The sequence below is a fragment of the Alishewanella sp. BS5-314 genome (assembly GCF_025377695.1).
GTDB lineage: Bacteria > Pseudomonadota > Gammaproteobacteria > Enterobacterales > Alteromonadaceae > Alishewanella > Alishewanella aestuarii.
This window is the reverse complement of record NZ_JACEHJ010000001.1, coordinates 756,053-772,500: the sequence shown is the minus strand read 5'-3', so window position 1 is coordinate 772,500 and position 16,448 is coordinate 756,053. Positions and strand designations below refer to the sequence as shown.

The following is a 16,448-nucleotide window of genomic DNA, read 5'->3' as shown; positions in this document are numbered from 1 at the left end:
TTCACACAGATGATTGATTGCATGAGATAGAGCAAACAGTGTTAAGCCATGTGAGTGGTGATAACGAAGGATGTTTGGTTTAGCGCAAGGCGCAGGCTGAGCGAGTGAGGGAGTGTACGAGGTGTACATGACCGAGCGAGTGAAGAATGCAACGCAGCGATAAGGCAAACAGACAAGTTAGCATTGGTCTGTAGCTCAGGTGGTTAGAGCGCACCCCTGATAAGGGTGAGGTCGGTAGTTCGAGTCTACTCAGACCAACCAATTCGCCGCCAGGCGTTGTTGCAGCAAACCTCACATACGAAAGTATGCTTCGGTTTACTGCGCCTAGCCTGACAACGAATTACTTTGATTTGGGGTTATAGCTCAGCTGGGAGAGCGCCTGCCTTGCACGCAGGAGGTCAGCGGTTCGATCCCGCTTAACTCCACCACTACTTAAGGCGTTACGCTGATAATGATTGCTCAAAAATTCAAATCAAACTGTTCTTACGAGAAAGTTTTTCTTAGAAGAATGTTTTGATTTGAGTTTATCTCAAACTGCTCTTTAACAATTTGGCAAGCTGATAGTAATAAAACAAGCTAAGCATGCTCTCGAACTCAAGCGAGAGAGTGTATAGCAAAGCACACTGTACGACTTTGAAGACATTTTGGGGTTGTATGGTTAAGTGACTAAGCGTACACGGTGGATGCCTTGGCAGTCAGAGGCGATGAAGGACGTACTAACCTGCGAAAAGCTATGGGGAGCCGGTAAGAGGCGCTGAACCGTAGATATCCGAATGGGGAAACCCAGTGAGTTTACTCACTATCCTTAACTGAATACATAGGTTAAGGAGGCAAACCGGGAGAACTGAAACATCTAAGTACCCCGAGGAAAAGAAATCAACCGAGATTCCGTCAGTAGCGGCGAGCGAACGCGGACTAGCCCTTAAGCTAGATTGGTGTTAGTGGAATCATCTGGAAAGCTGAGCGATACAGGGTGATAGCCCCGTACACGACAACACCTTTATAGTGAAAACGAGTAGGACGGGACACGTGGTATCCTGTTTGAAGATGGGGGGACCATCCTCCAAGGCTAAATACTCCTGACTGACCGATAGTGAACCAGTACCGTGAGGGAAAGGCGAAAAGAACCTCTGTAAGAGGAGTGAAATAGAACCTGAAACCGTGTACGTACAAGCAGTGGGAGCCCACTTTGTTGGGTGACTGCGTACCTTTTGTATAATGGGTCAGCGACTTACATTCTGTAGCGAGGTTAACCGAATAGGGGAGCCGTAGGGAAACCGAGTCTTAACTGGGCGAACTAGTTGCAGGGTGTAGACCCGAAACCGGGCGATCTAGCCATGAGCAGGTTGAAGATTGGGTAACACTAATTGGAGGACCGAACCCACTACTGTTGAAAAAGTAGGGGATGACTTGTGGCTTGGAGTGAAAGGCTAATCAAGCTCGGAGATATCTGGTTCTCCTCGAAAGCTATTTAGGTAGCGCCTCGAGCGAATACCACCGGGGGTAGAGCACTGTTTGGGCTAGGGGGTCATCCCGACTTACCAACCCCATGCAAACTCCGAATACCGGTGAGTACTACTCGGGAGACACACGGCGGGTGCTAACGTCCGTCGTGAAAAGGGAAACAACCCAGACCGCCAGCTAAGGTCCCAAAGTGATGATTAAGTGGAAAACGATGTGGGAAGGCATAGACAGCTAGGAGGTTGGCTTAGAAGCAGCCACCCTTTAAAGAAAGCGTAATAGCTCACTAGTCGAGTCGGCCTGCGCGGAAGATGTAACGGGGCTAAAATCATCCACCGAAGCTGCGGATTCACACTATGTGTGAGTGGTAGAGGAGCGTTCTGTAAGCCTGCGAAGGTGTGCCGGGAGGCATGCTGGAGGTATCAGAAGTGCGAATGCTGACATGAGTAACGATAAGGGGAGTGAAAAACTTCCCCGCCGAAAGACCAAGGGTTCCTATCCCATGCTAATCAGGGTAGGGTGAGTCGGCCCCTAAGGCGAGGCTGAAAGGCGTAGTCGATGGGAAACGGGTTAATATTCCCGTACCGGCCAATACTGCGATGGGGGGACGGAGAAAGCTAGGCAAGCGCGGCGTTGGTAGTCCGCGTGAAAGTGCGTAGGTTGGAGAGGTAGGTAAATCCGCTTCTCTAAGACTGAGACACGAGACGAGTCACTACGGTGACGAAGTTGCTGACGCTCTGCTTCCAGGAAAAGCCTCTAAGCTTCAGGTATTGGTGACCGTACCCTAAACCGACACAGGTGGTCAGGTAGAGCATACCAAGGCGCTTGAGAGAACTCGGCTGAAGGAACTAGGCAAAATAGTACCGTAACTTCGGGAGAAGGTACGCTCTTGTGTGTGAAGGCCTTGCGCTGTAAGCATATGAGAGTCGCAGTGACCAGCTGGCTGCAACTGTTTATTAAAAACACAGCACTCTGCAAACACGTAAGTGGACGTATAGGGTGTGACACCTGCCCGGTGCCGGAAGGTTAATTGATGGGGTTAGCGCAAGCGAAGCTCTTGATCGAAGCCCCGGTAAACGGCGGCCGTAACTATAACGGTCCTAAGGTAGCGAAATTCCTTGTCGGGTAAGTTCCGACCTGCACGAATGGTGTAATGATGGCCAGGCTGTCTCCAGCCGAGACTCAGTGAAATTGAAATTGCGGTGAAGATGCCGTATACCCGCGGCTAGACGGAAAGACCCCGTGAACCTTTACTATAGCTTGGCACTGAACATTGACCCTACATGTGTAGGATAGGTGGGAGGCTTTGAAGCTGGGACGCTAGTCCTGGTGGAGCCGTCCTTGAAATACCACCCTTGTATGTTTGATGTTCTAACGTAGGTCCCTGAATCGGGATTGCGGACAGTGTCTGGTGGGTAGTTTGACTGGGGCGGTCTCCTCCTAAAGCGTAACGGAGGAGCACGAAGGTTGGCTAAGTACGGTCGGACATCGTACGGTTAGTGTAATGGTAGAAGCCAGCTTAACTGCGAGACAGACACGTCGAGCAGGTACGAAAGTAGGTCATAGTGATCCGGTGGTTCTGTATGGAAGGGCCATCGCTCAACGGATAAAAGGTACTCCGGGGATAACAGGCTGATACCGCCCAAGAGTTCATATCGACGGCGGTGTTTGGCACCTCGATGTCGGCTCATCACATCCTGGGGCTGAAGTCGGTCCCAAGGGTATGGCTGTTCGCCATTTAAAGTGGTACGCGAGCTGGGTTTAGAACGTCGTGAGACAGTTCGGTCCCTATCTGCCGTGGGCGTTGGATAATTGAGTGGAGTTGCTCCTAGTACGAGAGGACCGGAGTGAACGAACCGCTGGTGTTCGGGTTGTCATGCCAATGGCACTGCCCGGTAGCTATGTTCGGAACGGATAACCGCTGAAAGCATCTAAGCGGGAAGCCGGCCACAAGATGAGTTATCCCTTACCCCTAGAGGGTACTAAAGGGTCGTTGGAGACCACAACGTTGATAGGTGAGGTGTGGAAGCGCTGCGAGGCGTTGAGCTAACTCATACTAATTGCCCGAGAGGCTTAACCATACAACGCCCAAGATGTTTTAAAGAAAGAATACAGTGTGCATACAATCAGCTTGCTAAGTTAAAGAACAGACAAACCAGTTATTGCCTGGTGGCAATAGCGCTGTGGAACCACCTGACTCCATTCCGAACTCAGAAGTGAAACGCAGCTGCGACGATGGTAGTGTGGCATTCGCCATGCGAGAGTAGTACACCGCCAGGCACCTCATAAAGCCAAAGAGCCCACTCAGTCGAGTGGGCTTTTTGCTTTATCCGCTACGCGGGCGTACTACACTCCCACGCCAGCCACAGCGCTGCGCTGGTGGCATTGTGCAGGCCTTCCTTGGCCTGCATCGCTTCGCGACCTGCCTGCGGCAGTCCAAAAACGCTCCCGGCGTTTTTGTCGCCATGCTATATCGGAGTATTTATGAAGGGCGATACCATGCGCAGAGTAGTACAGTGAAGCCGGGAGACGACAAGCCAACAGTTTGGCTTGGCGCCGGCTGAACGCCCCGAGCTCTGCGAGGGGCATGAAGGCACCTCATTCAAGCAAAAGGCCTACCCAATCGGGTGGGCCTTTTTGCTTTATCCGCTACGCGGGGGTACTGCTCTCCCATGCCAGCCACTGCCCTTCGGGCCTGCCTGCGGCAGTCCAAAACTGCTCCCGGCGTTGTTGTGCTCGCCCCATCCCTGGGGCTCGTCCCTGTGGGACCTGCCTGCGGCAGTCCAAAAACGCTCCCAGCGTTTTTGTCGCCATGCTACATCGCACTTCGATTACACAGCTTCTGTACGAAGCGCCAAGCTAAACGATGACACGATACTCAGACTCCGGTACGCCCGTCGTACCGGAGTCATCCTGCGATGGTGATAAAAAAGACCAACCCAAACCCCAACAACGACTTATCACAGCGAGCGATATCCGTGCCATCAATGACATACCGCACTTGAGACTAAGCACCCCTTGCACGAAGAGCCAAACTAAACACTTACACCACACTCAGACTCCGCTACGCCCGTCGTACCGGAGTCATTCTGCGATAGTGATAGAAAAGATTAAGCCAAACGCCACCAAAGACTTATCACAGCGAGCCATCGCAACCATATCAATCACTGCGTTCAGCTTAACAACAGCCGGTACTGTGCTTCAGTGAGTAAGCGCCGGTAGTAAAGTCCGTGCAAACCCTGCAAGCCGCCGGTATGGAAAAAAGCAATACGCTTTACACCGCTTAAAGAGCCCGTTTGCAGCAGTTGGCATAACAGCTGCAGTGCCTTACCGGTATAGATAGGTTCAGTAGTAAGCTGATAGTGTTGCTTTAGCTGACAGCAGAATGCCACCAGCTCAGCACTTACTTTGCCATAGGCCGAATTTGCCTCGGCCAGTTGCCAATTCTGATAAGACGATGTCGGCGGTAAACACTGCTTAATACGATCTGCTAAAGATGCGTCTTTGACCACTGGCAAACCTAAGCAGCGTACTTCGGGGTAGCGCTGGATTAAACCTGCCAGGGTGCCGCCACTGGCGGTAGCACAGCACAACAGATCGGCGTCGCCGGCGGGTGTTTGTAATAGCGGTAACTGCGCCACACCTTCCGCCCCGGCAAGGTCACTGCCACCTTCTGGCAGAATCAAATATTCCGGATAGGTTATTTTTAGCCGGGCAAGGAACTCTGGTTGTTGCTGTTGTCTATAGCTTATCCGGTCGAGGGCAATCAGCTGCATGCCGAGTTCCCGACAGCGCCTTAAAGTTGGATTATGCGTGTCGAGTTGCTCGGTTCTGACCAGTCCTATAGTCGGAAAGTGGTAGTGCTGGCCGGCAGCTGCCAAAGCGACAAGATGGTTGGAGAAGGCACCACCGAAGCTGAGCATGCCTTGTCCGGGTTTGCGTTGTTGGATGGCGGAGTGTAGCTTCAGCCACTTATTCCCGGCAACTTCTGCAACTGGTGCCTGCAAGGTACAGATCCAGAGTTGAGGTGTGTTATCCTGCCCCATTGGAATAGGCAGGCGTTGCCAATGATAAGTCGCTGTCGGTAAGGACGCCATTCAAGATTGCTCAGAGGAAAGCCGACGTTATTATAACGATCTACAACAGCGGTGAGCGGAAAAAAATGAGATAGCGGCGGCCGGTATGATGCGGGCTGTCAGTTTGCAACCTGACAGTTTTTTACATCGAGGCAAGCTGTATAACCCGCATCTTGCAGTTGTTTGCGTATATTTGGTAAAAAACTGACAAAAAGCTATTTTCTTGGCGGAGACTTACTTAGAATAGCCATAATTTCGTATAAAATTTTTCCTGCTGCCAGCGCTCAGGCCGGTGTAGCCGGATGTCGTTAAAAGGATCCACCTTCCCCATGTTTAATAAATTGCGCGGTATTTTTTCCAACGATCTGTCCATCGACCTTGGTACAGCTAATACACTGATTTACGTTAAAGACCAGGGGATCGTATTAAACGAACCTTCTGTTGTCGCAATCCGTCAGGAAAGAGCGGGTGGGCCGAAAAGTGTCGCTGCCGTTGGCCATGCCGCTAAGCGGATGCTGGGTCGTACTCCTGGCAATATCAAAGCGATCCGGCCGATGAAAGACGGTGTTATCGCTGACTTCTACGTTACCGAAAAAATGTTACAACATTTTATCCGTCAGGCGCACAGTAACAGTTTCTTACGGCCAAGCCCACGGGTGCTGGTCTGTGTACCTTGTGGTTCTACTCAGGTAGAGCGCCGTGCAATCCGTGAATCAGCCCAGGGGGCAGGTGCCCGCGAAGTGTATCTGATTGATGAGCCAATGGCCGCCGCTATCGGTGCCGGCTTGCCAGTATCGGAAGCAACAGGCTCTATGGTGGTGGATATCGGTGGTGGTACCACTGAAGTTGCCATTATCTCGTTAAACGGTGTGGTGTATTCCTCCTCAGTGCGGATTGGTGGCGATAAGTTTGATGATGCTATTGTTAACTATATCCGTCGCAACTACGGCATCTTGATCGGTGAAGCCACTGCTGAGCGCATTAAAACAGAAATTGGCTCTGCCTACCCAAGTGATGATGTGTTGGAGATTGAAGTTCGTGGCCGTAACCTGGCGGAAGGGGTGCCACGCAGCTTTACGATGACCAGCAACGAGATCCTGGAAGCGTTGCAAGAGCCGCTGGCGGGTATCGTCAGTGCAGTTATGGTGGCGCTGGAGCAATCACCGCCTGAGCTGGCATCAGATATTTCTGAGCGTGGTATGGTATTAACCGGTGGTGGTGCACTGCTACGTGATTTAGACCGCTTGTTAATGGAAGAAACCGGCATTCCGGTGGTGGTTGCTGATGATCCTTTAACCTGTGTGGCCCGCGGTGGTGGTAAGGCACTGGAAATGATCGACATGCACGGTGGTGATGTGTTCAGCTACGAGTAAAGAGGTTTCTCACTTTCTGAGACTTACATGAATGATTTTTTTGCACGCGGCCCGGCACTCGGGCTGCGTTTAGTTTTAGCGGTAGCCTGCAGTATCGGGCTGATGTTCGTCGACCGTTACACGGATAGTGCCACCCAGCTTCGCAGTTATCTGACCTCAGCGGTCAGCCCACTTTTTTACGCCGCCAGTTTACCGGAAAGTGTGATCACCACTGCCTCAGAGCAACTGATGTCACAGCAACAATTACTGCAGGAAAATGCCGCATTAAAAGCCCGGTTGTTGCAACTGGATGCCCAACTGCAGTTATTGAATTTTCTGCAGCTGGAAAATAATAAGTTGCGGGCGTTACTCGGATCGGCGCCAGTGGTGGAAGGCCAGCGTTTGATTGCTGAGGTGCTGGCCGTTTACAGTCATCCGTTTTCGCACCAGGTGGTACTGAATAAAGGCAGTAATGACGGTGTTGCCGTCCACTATCCGCTGATTGATGATAAAGGCGTCGTCGGGCAGATTATCAGCGTTACCCCAACCAGCAGCCGCGCCATCCTGATCTCAGATAACACTCATGCTATCTCGCTACGCGCAGAACGCACCGGGATCCGCACTGTCGCCGAGGGTATCGGGCAGTGGGATCAGCTGCGGTTGATTCATCTGCCGCTAAGTACCGATATCCGCGAAGGTGATCGTTTACTAACCTCAGGCCTGGATGGCCGCTTTCCGGAAGGTTATCCGGTGGCCGAGGTGGTCAGTGTTAGTCGTGACGACAGCCAGCCATTTATCAGTGTGCAGGCGCGCCCTTATGCCAAGTTGGATCGGATTAAGCACGTATTGATTCTGTCTCCGGGGTCTCAGGTTGAGGCAGTGCGACAAGCGGAGGAACAACCCTGATGCGGCAGTCACAAGGTTTAGGATTTATCTATTTGAGTTTACTGGCTGCGCTGTTGCTGACCATTATTCCGCTGCCTTATCAGATGACGTTATTCCGCCCGGATTGGGCCTTATTAGTGATCATTTATTGGACCCTGGCCTTACCGCGCAGAGTCAGTATTGGCACCGCCTTTGTGGTCGGTTTTTTAACAGACATTCTGGTCGGCACCGTACTCGGCGTTAATGCGCTGGCGTTTTCGGTTGTCAGCTTTATCGTCGCGGCAAATTACCTGAAAATCCGTAACTTTTCGATGCTACAGCAAGCCTTGCTGGTTGCAATGTTTCTGGCGCTGTATCAATTACTGTTATTCTGGTTAAGTCACTTCCTGACCGGGGTAAATTTCCGACCCGGCTACCTGTGGCCCGTGCTAACCGGTATGTTGGCCTGGCCCTGGTTGTTCTGGCTGTTACGCCGCTATCGTCGTCAACTGAAGATCCAATAATGTATCCCGATATTGCTCTTGCCTCTGCTTCACCCAGACGCCGCGAATTGTTGGCGCAACTGCCTGTCAACTTTACTCTGGTCAGTGCTGATATTGATGAATCAGTGTTAGCCGGCGAGGAGCCGGCGAGCTACGTCAGCCGGCTGGCATTGCAAAAGGCCCAGGCGGGTGCCAATAAACTGAACTGGCAGTTACCGGTATTGGGTGCTGATACCAGCGTGATCTTAGATAAGCAAATTCTGGGCAAGCCTGAATCTAAAGCCCACTTTATGCAAATGCTGCGGCAACTGAGTGGCCGTAGCCATCAGGTACTTACCGCTGTGGCCATTATCAGTGCCGGGCAACAATTACAGGCACTGAGTACTACCGAAGTCTGGTTAAGACCGCTAAGCGATACTGAGCTGGACGCTTACTGGCAGAGCGGTGAACCGGCAGATAAAGCCGGTGGTTATGGTATTCAGGGACTGGCCGCGCGCTTTGTCGAGAAAATCCATGGCAGTTACACCGGCGTAGTCGGATTGCCACTTTGTGAAACCGAGCGCCTGATACAACAATTGCGGAGGTCAGCATGAGTGCAGAGTTATTAATTAACGTTACCCCAACTGAAACACGGGTTGCGTTAATTGAGAACGGGGTACTGCAGGAGCTGCATATCGAGCGGCAAGCCCGGCGTGGCTTAGTAGGCAATATTTATGTCGGTAAAGTCAGCCGGGTATTACCTGGAATGCAGGCTGCCTTTGTCGATATCGGGCTGGATAAAGCGGCCTTCCTGCATGCCTCAGATATCGTACAGCACAATGAAGTGGGCGAACTGGATGCCAAGCCGGCGGTCAGTAAGGATATCCGGGTACTGGTGCGGGAAGGACAGTACTTGCTGGTACAGGTGGTGAAGGATCCGCTGGGGACCAAGGGCGCACGCCTAACCACCGACATTACCTTGCCGTCACGTCATCTGGTATTTATGCCCGACAGTGCCCATGTCGGCGTATCACAGCGACTGGAGTCTGAGTCGGAGCGGCAGCGCCTGAAAGAGATCGTTGGCAAGTGTGTTGATGACAGCGGCGGCTTTATCGTGCGTACGGCTGCGGAAGGAGCCGCTGAGGACGAACTGATCCAGGATGCCAAATTCCTGAAAAAGCTCTGGAGCAAAGTATTAAAGCGCAAGAAAAACACCCGCAAAGAAGGCGTTGTCTATGAAGACCTTAGCCTGAGCTATCGTATTCTGCGTGATTTCGTCGGTACTGAGCTGGAGCGGGTACGGGTTGATTCAAAACTTACCTTTCAGCAACTGACGGCCTTTTGCGAAGAGTTTATGCCGCAAATTATCCCGCTGCTGGAATACTATCCCGGAGAGCGGCCGATTTTTGATTTGTTTGATGTCGAAAATGAAATTCAGCGCGCACTGGAGCGTAAGGTGCCGCTGAAAAGTGGTGGCTATCTGATGATTGATCAGACTGAGGCAATGACCACCATCGACGTTAATACCGGAGCCTTTGTCGGCCACCGTAATCTGGACGAGACTATCTTCAATACCAATACCGAGGCTACTCAGGCCATCGCGCGGCAACTAAGGCTGCGCAACCTCGGCGGTATTATTATTATCGATTTTATCGATATGCAGAACGAGGAACATAAGCGCCGGGTATTTCACAGCCTGGAGCTGGCACTTGCCAGGGACAGAGCGAAAACCAATATTCATGGTTTCTCTGCACTGGGGCTGGTGGAAATGACTCGCAAAAGAACCCGCGAAAGTCTGGAACATATCCTCTGTTCTGAGTGTCCAGTATGTAAGGGCCGTGGTTCGTTAAAAACCGTAGAAACCGTCTGTTTTGAAATTCTACGCGAAATTGTACGGGTTAACCGGGCCTACTCAGCAGATAAATTTGTGGTCTATGTGTCGCCGATTGTCAGAGATGCGCTGACTACTGACGAGTTTCACAGTCTGGCAGAGTTACAGGTATTTATTGGTAAACAAATTAGTATTCAAACTGAACCTATGTACACCCAGGAGCAGTTCGACGTGGTAATGATGTAGTGCAAATTAAACCGCTGTGCTTTTACTGTTTGCATAAGCTGTGGGTGGTACTGGCGCTCTGCCTGGTATTACTGGCAACAGTGGTATCGGTGTTGCGTTTAACGCTACCCTATGCCGACAGCTACAAACAACAGTTCGAGCAGGTACTCAGCCAGCAACTGGGTGCTACGGTTTCGATCGGCCAGCTGTCGGCCGGTTGGCGTGGCACCGGGCCGGCGTTACTGTTGCAGGAGCTTAGGATCCAACACGCTGAGGCTAAGCCACTCAGTATTAAGCAAACCTCGATTCAGCTGGATTTTTGGAAAACCTTACTCAGTCTTAAGTTATCGGCGGAACGTTTCGAGCTTACCGGTGCCCGTTATGAGCTGGATGCGGATAAGCTGTTTGCGTTACCTAATGCCGGCTCCGGGCCTGACCTGACATTGCCGGCGTTGGAGCAGCTATTTTTCAGGCAGCTCAAGGCATTCTCATTATCTGACAGCGAATTGGTGCTGGTAAGTAGCGAACATCCCGCGCAGATCTTGCAAATCCGGCATCTGGACTGGCGTAATGCTGGTGATCGGCATCAGGGCCGCGGTGAACTCGCGATAGTAGGGGTCACGTCGAATACCATCAACTTTATCCTCGACTTTCAGGGAGCAGAGCTGCAGCAGGCGCAGGGCCAGCTTTACCTCGAAAGCGCTGATCTGGATGTGCTGCCCTGGTTTGCTCAATATATTCCGCAGAGTAGCCGCCTGCAAAAAGCGGCCGTTAACTTTCGGGCCTGGGCTGATATCAGTGCCGGCCAGTTTAGCCGACTGCAACTGGAATTAGCAGATAACAGTCTGCATTGGCAGAGAGCCGGTCAGCAACATAGTGTCAGGCTGGGACCCGGTCAGTTGCTCTGGACACCAGTCGATGGCGGCTGGCAATTGTTATCAACGGCACTGACGCTGGCAGATCTGGATGATAGCTGGCCTGGCTTACAACTGCAGCTAAGCCGTGATGGTGCGGACTATTTGGCTACGCTGCAAGATTTTCCGTTAGCGGCACTGGAACCTCTTGCCCAGTTATTGGCAGAGGACCATCAGCTATTACAGGCCATCCTGGCACATCAGCCAACGGGCTACTTGCGTAAACTGCAAAGCCGCTTTAACCGCGAACAATGGCAACTGACAGGCCAGATTGAACAGCTGAGTAGCCGTGCTGTGGCCGATATTCCCGGGGTGCAGGCGTTAGATGTCCGGCTGGCAGCGACCGCAGAACAAATCTGGATCGGGATTAGCGGTGAGCAACAACAATTGAGCTGGGACGGTTTGTTTAATGACAATTGGGACTACGACCAATTACAGCTGCAATTGCTGGCCCGGCAGACCATCTCAGGCTGGCGCATACAGATCCCTATGCTGCAGCTGCAGATGGCAGATTTCCAATTTGCTGCCCAGGCCAGCTTGCTGCTGGCCGAGCAACCTGAGCTGGCATTACTGGCACAATTAACGGGTCTGGATGCGGCTAAGGCTCAGCAATACTATCCGCAGCGCTATATGCCGGCCCGCACCCGTGATTATCTGAGCAGTGCTATAGAATCCGGACAGGTGCAGCAGGCCACAGTGCTCTGGCAAGGCGCCTTTGCCGACTATCCTTTTAGTGCCGCTGATGGGCATTTCCAGGTTTATGCCGGTATTAACGACAGTACCTTCCGTTTTGCGGAAGACTGGCCGGCACTAACCGAACTGCATGCTGAACTCTGGTTCGATAATGCCGCTATGCTAATCGAGGGCCAGCAAGGTTATCTCGGCTTATTACCGCTTACTGATCCGGTAACGGCGCATATCTCGGATCTGCGGCATGCTGAACAACTCGATATCCGGCTTGATACGGAACTGGATAGCAGCGCTTTAACCGAATTAATGCTGGAATCGTCGTTGCATGACAGCCTTGGTAAGACTCTGCAGCATTTGGGGTTAGCCGGCCCGGTGCGCGGTGAACTCTTGTTGGAAATTAGCCTGACCGAGCCAAGCGTGGTGGCCAGTGGCGTCGCCGAATTATTGGCGGTGCAGGCGAATATACAAGCGCCTGCCATGCAGTTAAATGCGTTAAATGGTCGGGTACATTTCCGAAATGAGCAGTTGCGGGGAGAAGGGCTGACATTTGATTATCTGGGGCTACCGGTGCAGGCCAGTTTTAACGGAGCTATGGCAGTCGATGGCTATCAGCTGGCGATGAACTGGCAAGGTCAGGCGCCGGCGGCAAGCTTAAATACCCTGTTAGCATTAGAGCAAAGCGAACTGTTGCGTGGGGCTGCCGATTGGCAGTTGCAACTGGCCTTGGTACTGCCTGAGCAGGGATTCAGTTATCAGGCCTCACTGGAGGCCGATCTTGGTCTGATGGCCTTAGCCTTGCCGGTACCCTATCAAAAACCATTGGGGCAGGCTGGAAAACTCTATCTACTGGCCAATGGTAATGCTGAACAAAGTTATCTGGCGCTCAATTACCCGCAGTTATTGGATTTTCAGGCGCAACTTAGCCATCAGACCGGTCGCTTCGAACGGGCGCAGCTTGTCTTAGGGGATAGTAAAGCCAATTTAAGTCAGCCGGACTTTAGTATTGAAGTCAAACTGGCACAGGCAGAATTGGTGCCCTGGTTTGAATTGTTGCAACCTATGCTAAGCAGCCGCAGCGAGTCCTCGCTACTGCCGCCATTGCAGCGGGTGCGGGGGCGGATTGAAACAGTGCAATTACCACAGCAACTGGCGCTGACTAATACAGTATTTGACTTAACCAACGACAGCAAAGGTTGGCAGTTGCAGTTAAATGGGGCTGAACTGGCCAGCCGCTGGCAATTTTCTCATGCCTGGCAGACAGACGGCATCCAGGTACAGCTCGACTACCTGCATTTACCTTTAGCGGATAAAGCTGCGACAACACAGGAAACTGCGGTGGCTATGGCCGAGCCCGAAGCCGAGCTGGCTGCCCAGTCCTGGTTGACGGAGATGGTCCCGCTGCGACTGAGTTGTAATGACTGCTCGGTCGGACCTTATCGTTTTGGTAAGGTGGCGCTTCAGGCCGCTGGCACTGGCCAGAACTGGCAGTTAACCGAACTGATCTCAGATTATAAAGGCAATCGCTTTGTGTTACAGGGCGACTGGCAACCCGATGCAGACCTGGGACGCAGTCAGTTTAGCGGTAATTTCAGCAGCCCGAATCTTGGCGCCTTACTCACCGAGTATGAGCTGACTACTGCCATCAGCGGCAGCCGCAGTGAGCTGGAGTTTCAGCTTGGCTGGCAGGGGGCTCCACAGCAGTTCCGGTTAAAAAGCTTACAGGGGCAGGTGAAATTTGCCCTCGGCGAAGGTTCGCTAACCGAGGTCAGTGATCAGGGCGCCCGCTTATTCTCAATTTTTAGCTTAAACTCGCTACTGCGTAAACTGCGGCTGGATTTTCGCGATGTGTTCGCCAAAGGCTTTTTCTATAACCGGATGACCGGCAACCTGAGTCTGGACCAGGGGGTGGCACAAACCAGTGATTTTCTGATCGATGGTGTGCCGGGCAATATGCAGCTGCAGGGCTACGCCGATCTGGTTAAGCGGCAGATAGATTATCAGGTGTCGTTCTCGCCGAAAGTCACCTCCAGTTTGCCGGTGATTATTGCCTGGATGGTCAATCCGGCCACCGGACTGGCGGCGCTGGCACTGGATGAAGTGTTTCAGTCGGCTGAAGTGATCTCCCGTATTAACTTTACCGTGACCGGTAGCTTTGACAAGCCGGTGGTGACCGAAGTCAACCGCCATAGTACGGAAGTTCCGGTGCCGGTGCGGATAGCCCAACCTGAGAATCGTCAAGATGATAGCCGCCAGCCCTTACTCTGAGCCTAACGACAGCCGCTGGCGCTTATCCGCGCTGCAGTTAAACAGCCAGCCCGATCCTGCCAGCAATTTTGCTCAGGTTGCCGCGTTACTCGCGACCTTGCCTAAAGCGCAACAACATCTGGTGGTACTGCCTGAGTGCTTTGCGGTATTTGGTGGGGGCGAACAGCTGCAACGGCAGTTTCAGGCACCTTTGGGTGAAGGGCTCCTGCAACAGCAAGCTGCGGCACTGGCCAAGGCGCATCAACTGTATCTGTTGGCTGGTAGCATGCCCACTTCTAGTCCGGATCCGCAGCGCTTTTATGCCAGTAGCCTGTTATTCGGGCCGGATGGCCGCTTACTGGCCGATTATCAGAAATTACATCTGTTTGATGTGGCGGTTGCCGACAGTACCGGTAGTTATCGCGAATCCGCCAGTACCATGCCGGGGAATAAAGTCACCTTAAGTCAGCAGGGCAGCCTGAAACTCGGCATGACGATATGCTATGATGTACGCTTTGCTGGTCTGGCGCAGCAACTGGCAGCGCTGGGGATGAATGTGCTGGCTGTACCCTCGGCTTTTACCCGGCCGACCGGCGCCGCACACTGGCATACCTTGCTGCGGGCCAGAGCCATTGAGAACCAATGCTTTGTTATTGCTCCCGGTCAAACCGGTGTGCATGCCAATGGCCGGGAAACCTATGGCCATAGCCTGATTATCGACCCCTGGGGTGAGGTGTTGGCCGATGCCGGCAGCGAGGTCGGTGTGATCAGTGTTGAGGTCGATTTAACCGACTGTCAGCAACTGGCGCAGAAAATGCCGGTAAAACTTCATAACCGTTTTAACAGTGAGCTGAAACCATGAATGCAGTAGAACAAAACCTGATCCAAGCCTCTGAGCTAAGCGCCCGCGATCTGGAGCAGACGTTGGGCTTTTTGTTTGCGCATCAGCTCGATTATGCCGATTTATATTTTCAGTCCAGCGTGCATGAATCCTGGGTGCTGGAAGATGGCCTGGTTAAAGACGGCTCCTTTAATATTGAGCGTGGCGTTGGGGTACGGGCGATCAGCGGTGAAAAAACCGGTTTTGCCTACGCCGATAGCATTAACCGCGATGCCTTGATGCAGGCCGCCGGCGCAGCCCGTGGCATAGCGGCACAGGGCCAGCAGGGTAGTGTAAAAACCTTTAGTAAAAGTGGTAACAGCAAGATCTATCTGCCCTGTGAGCCATTACAAAGCCTGAGCAATACGGAAAAGGTTGCGCTGTTGCATCAGATTGAAGCCTATATCCGCAGCCTGGACAGCCGGGCAGAGCAAGTAATGGTCAGCTTAACCGGCGTGTACGAAGAAGTGCTGGTAGCGGCCAGTGATGGCACCTTCGCTACCGATATCCGGCCTTTGGTACGCTTAAATTGCTCAGTGTTACTGGTACAGGACGGCCGGCGTGAGCGCGGTAGTGCCGGTGGCGGCGCCCGCACCGATTATCAGTACTTCAGTGCCGATGTTGATGGTCAGCCACGCTGGCAGCACTATGCGCGTGATGCCGTGCGGATGGCGCAGGTGAATCTGACCGCTATTGATGCCCCGGCCGGTACCATGCCGGTGGTGCTGGGAGCCGGTTGGCCAGGCGTATTACTGCATGAAGCTGTCGGGCACGGGTTGGAAGGCGACTTTAACCGCAAAGGCTCATCTACCTTTAGTGGTCGGATTGGTCAGCAGGTGGCGTCGAAACACTGTACTATCGTCGACGATGGCACCCTGAGTGGCCGTCGCGGCTCCTTAAATATTGATGATGAGGGCACCCCCAGCGCCTACAATGTGCTGATCGAAAAAGGGGTACTCAAAGGTTACATTCAGGATAAGCATAATGCGATGCTGATGGGGGTAGCCCCTACCGGTAATGGCCGCCGTGAGTCCTTTGCGCATCTGCCGATGCCGCGGATGACCAATACCTATATGCTGGCCGGTGACTATGCGCCGGAAGAGATTATCGCCAGTGTTAAAAAAGGCATCTATGCGCCGAACTTTGGTGGCGGCCAGGTCGATATTACCTCCGGTAAGTTTGTGTTCTCGGCTTCTGAAGCCTATCTGATTGAAGACGGCAAGATCACTGCGCCGATCAAGGGGGCTACCTTAATTGGCAATGGCCCTGAGGCAATGCAGCAGGTGTCGATGGTCGGCAATGATATGAAACTCGACAGCGGTGTTGGCGTCTGTGGCAAGCAAGGTCAGAGCGTGCCGGTTGGCGTGGGTCAGCCCACCCTGAAGCTGGATGCCATGACGGTGGGTGGTACCCAGTAACGTCGCTAAGT

The 16,448-nt window shown here is 52.7% G+C and carries 9 protein-coding genes, 2 tRNA genes and 2 rRNA genes; 12 read left to right on the top strand and 1 reads right to left on the bottom strand.

Going from position 1 to position 16,448, the window contains the following annotated elements:
• Positions 1–184: 184 nt before the first annotated feature.
• From H1D31_RS03520 to rrf, 4 genes are all read left to right on the top strand, one after another.
• Positions 185–261: transfer RNA gene (locus H1D31_RS03520), tRNA-Ile, on the top strand.
• 91 nt (positions 262–352) lie between these two features.
• Positions 353–428: transfer RNA gene (locus H1D31_RS03515), tRNA-Ala, on the top strand.
• Between the two features lie 228 nt (positions 429–656).
• Positions 657–3,542 (top strand): 23S ribosomal RNA (locus H1D31_RS03510).
• 84 nt (positions 3,543–3,626) lie between these two features.
• Positions 3,627–3,741: ribosomal RNA gene (gene rrf / locus H1D31_RS03505) — 5S ribosomal RNA — on the top strand.
• Between the two features lie 893 nt (positions 3,742–4,634).
• Here rrf and H1D31_RS03500 read toward each other — a convergent pair.
• A complete protein-coding gene (locus tag H1D31_RS03500; protein WP_261256109.1) occupies positions 4,635–5,558 on the bottom strand; it encodes a 1-aminocyclopropane-1-carboxylate deaminase/D-cysteine desulfhydrase in 924 nt (307 codons plus the stop codon).
• 308 nt (positions 5,559–5,866) lie between these two features.
• Here H1D31_RS03500 and H1D31_RS03495 point away from each other — a divergent pair, with 308 nt between their 5' ends.
• The 8 genes from H1D31_RS03495 to tldD are packed head-to-tail and all read left to right on the top strand — an operon-like array spanning position 5,867 to position 16,437.
• Positions 5,867–6,910: a rod shape-determining protein gene (locus H1D31_RS03495; RefSeq protein ID WP_008985238.1), complete on the top strand. Its 1,044-nt coding sequence runs from the start codon at positions 5,867–5,869 to the stop codon at positions 6,908–6,910.
• 27 nt (positions 6,911–6,937) lie between these two features.
• Entirely contained in the window at positions 6,938–7,795 is an 858-nt protein-coding gene (gene mreC, locus H1D31_RS03490; protein WP_261256105.1) for a rod shape-determining protein MreC, read from the top strand.
• Entirely contained in the window at positions 7,795–8,277 is a 483-nt protein-coding gene (gene mreD / locus H1D31_RS03485) for a rod shape-determining protein MreD (protein ID WP_261256103.1), read from the top strand. Before mreC ends, mreD begins: the two co-directional genes overlap by 1 nt.
• Entirely contained in the window at positions 8,277–8,849 is a 573-nt protein-coding gene (locus tag H1D31_RS03480; protein WP_261256101.1) for a Maf family protein, read from the top strand. Before mreD ends, H1D31_RS03480 begins: the two co-directional genes overlap by 1 nt.
• Entirely contained in the window at positions 8,846–10,312 is a 1,467-nt protein-coding gene (rng, locus tag H1D31_RS03475; RefSeq protein WP_008950809.1) for a ribonuclease G, read from the top strand. The genes H1D31_RS03480 and rng overlap by 4 nt, the downstream gene beginning before the upstream one ends.
• A complete protein-coding gene (locus tag H1D31_RS03470; protein ID WP_261256097.1) occupies positions 10,312–14,160 on the top strand; it encodes a YhdP family protein in 3,849 nt (1,282 codons plus the stop codon). Before rng ends, H1D31_RS03470 begins: the two co-directional genes overlap by 1 nt.
• Positions 14,135–15,001 (top strand): carbon-nitrogen hydrolase family protein, encoded by an 867-nt coding sequence (locus H1D31_RS03465; RefSeq protein ID WP_261256095.1) that lies wholly within the window; start codon positions 14,135–14,137, stop codon positions 14,999–15,001. The genes H1D31_RS03470 and H1D31_RS03465 overlap by 26 nt, the downstream gene beginning before the upstream one ends.
• Positions 14,998–16,437: a metalloprotease TldD gene (gene tldD / locus H1D31_RS03460; RefSeq protein WP_261256093.1), complete on the top strand. Its 1,440-nt coding sequence runs from the start codon at positions 14,998–15,000 to the stop codon at positions 16,435–16,437. The genes H1D31_RS03465 and tldD overlap by 4 nt, the downstream gene beginning before the upstream one ends.
• Positions 16,438–16,448 lie beyond the last annotated feature (11 nt).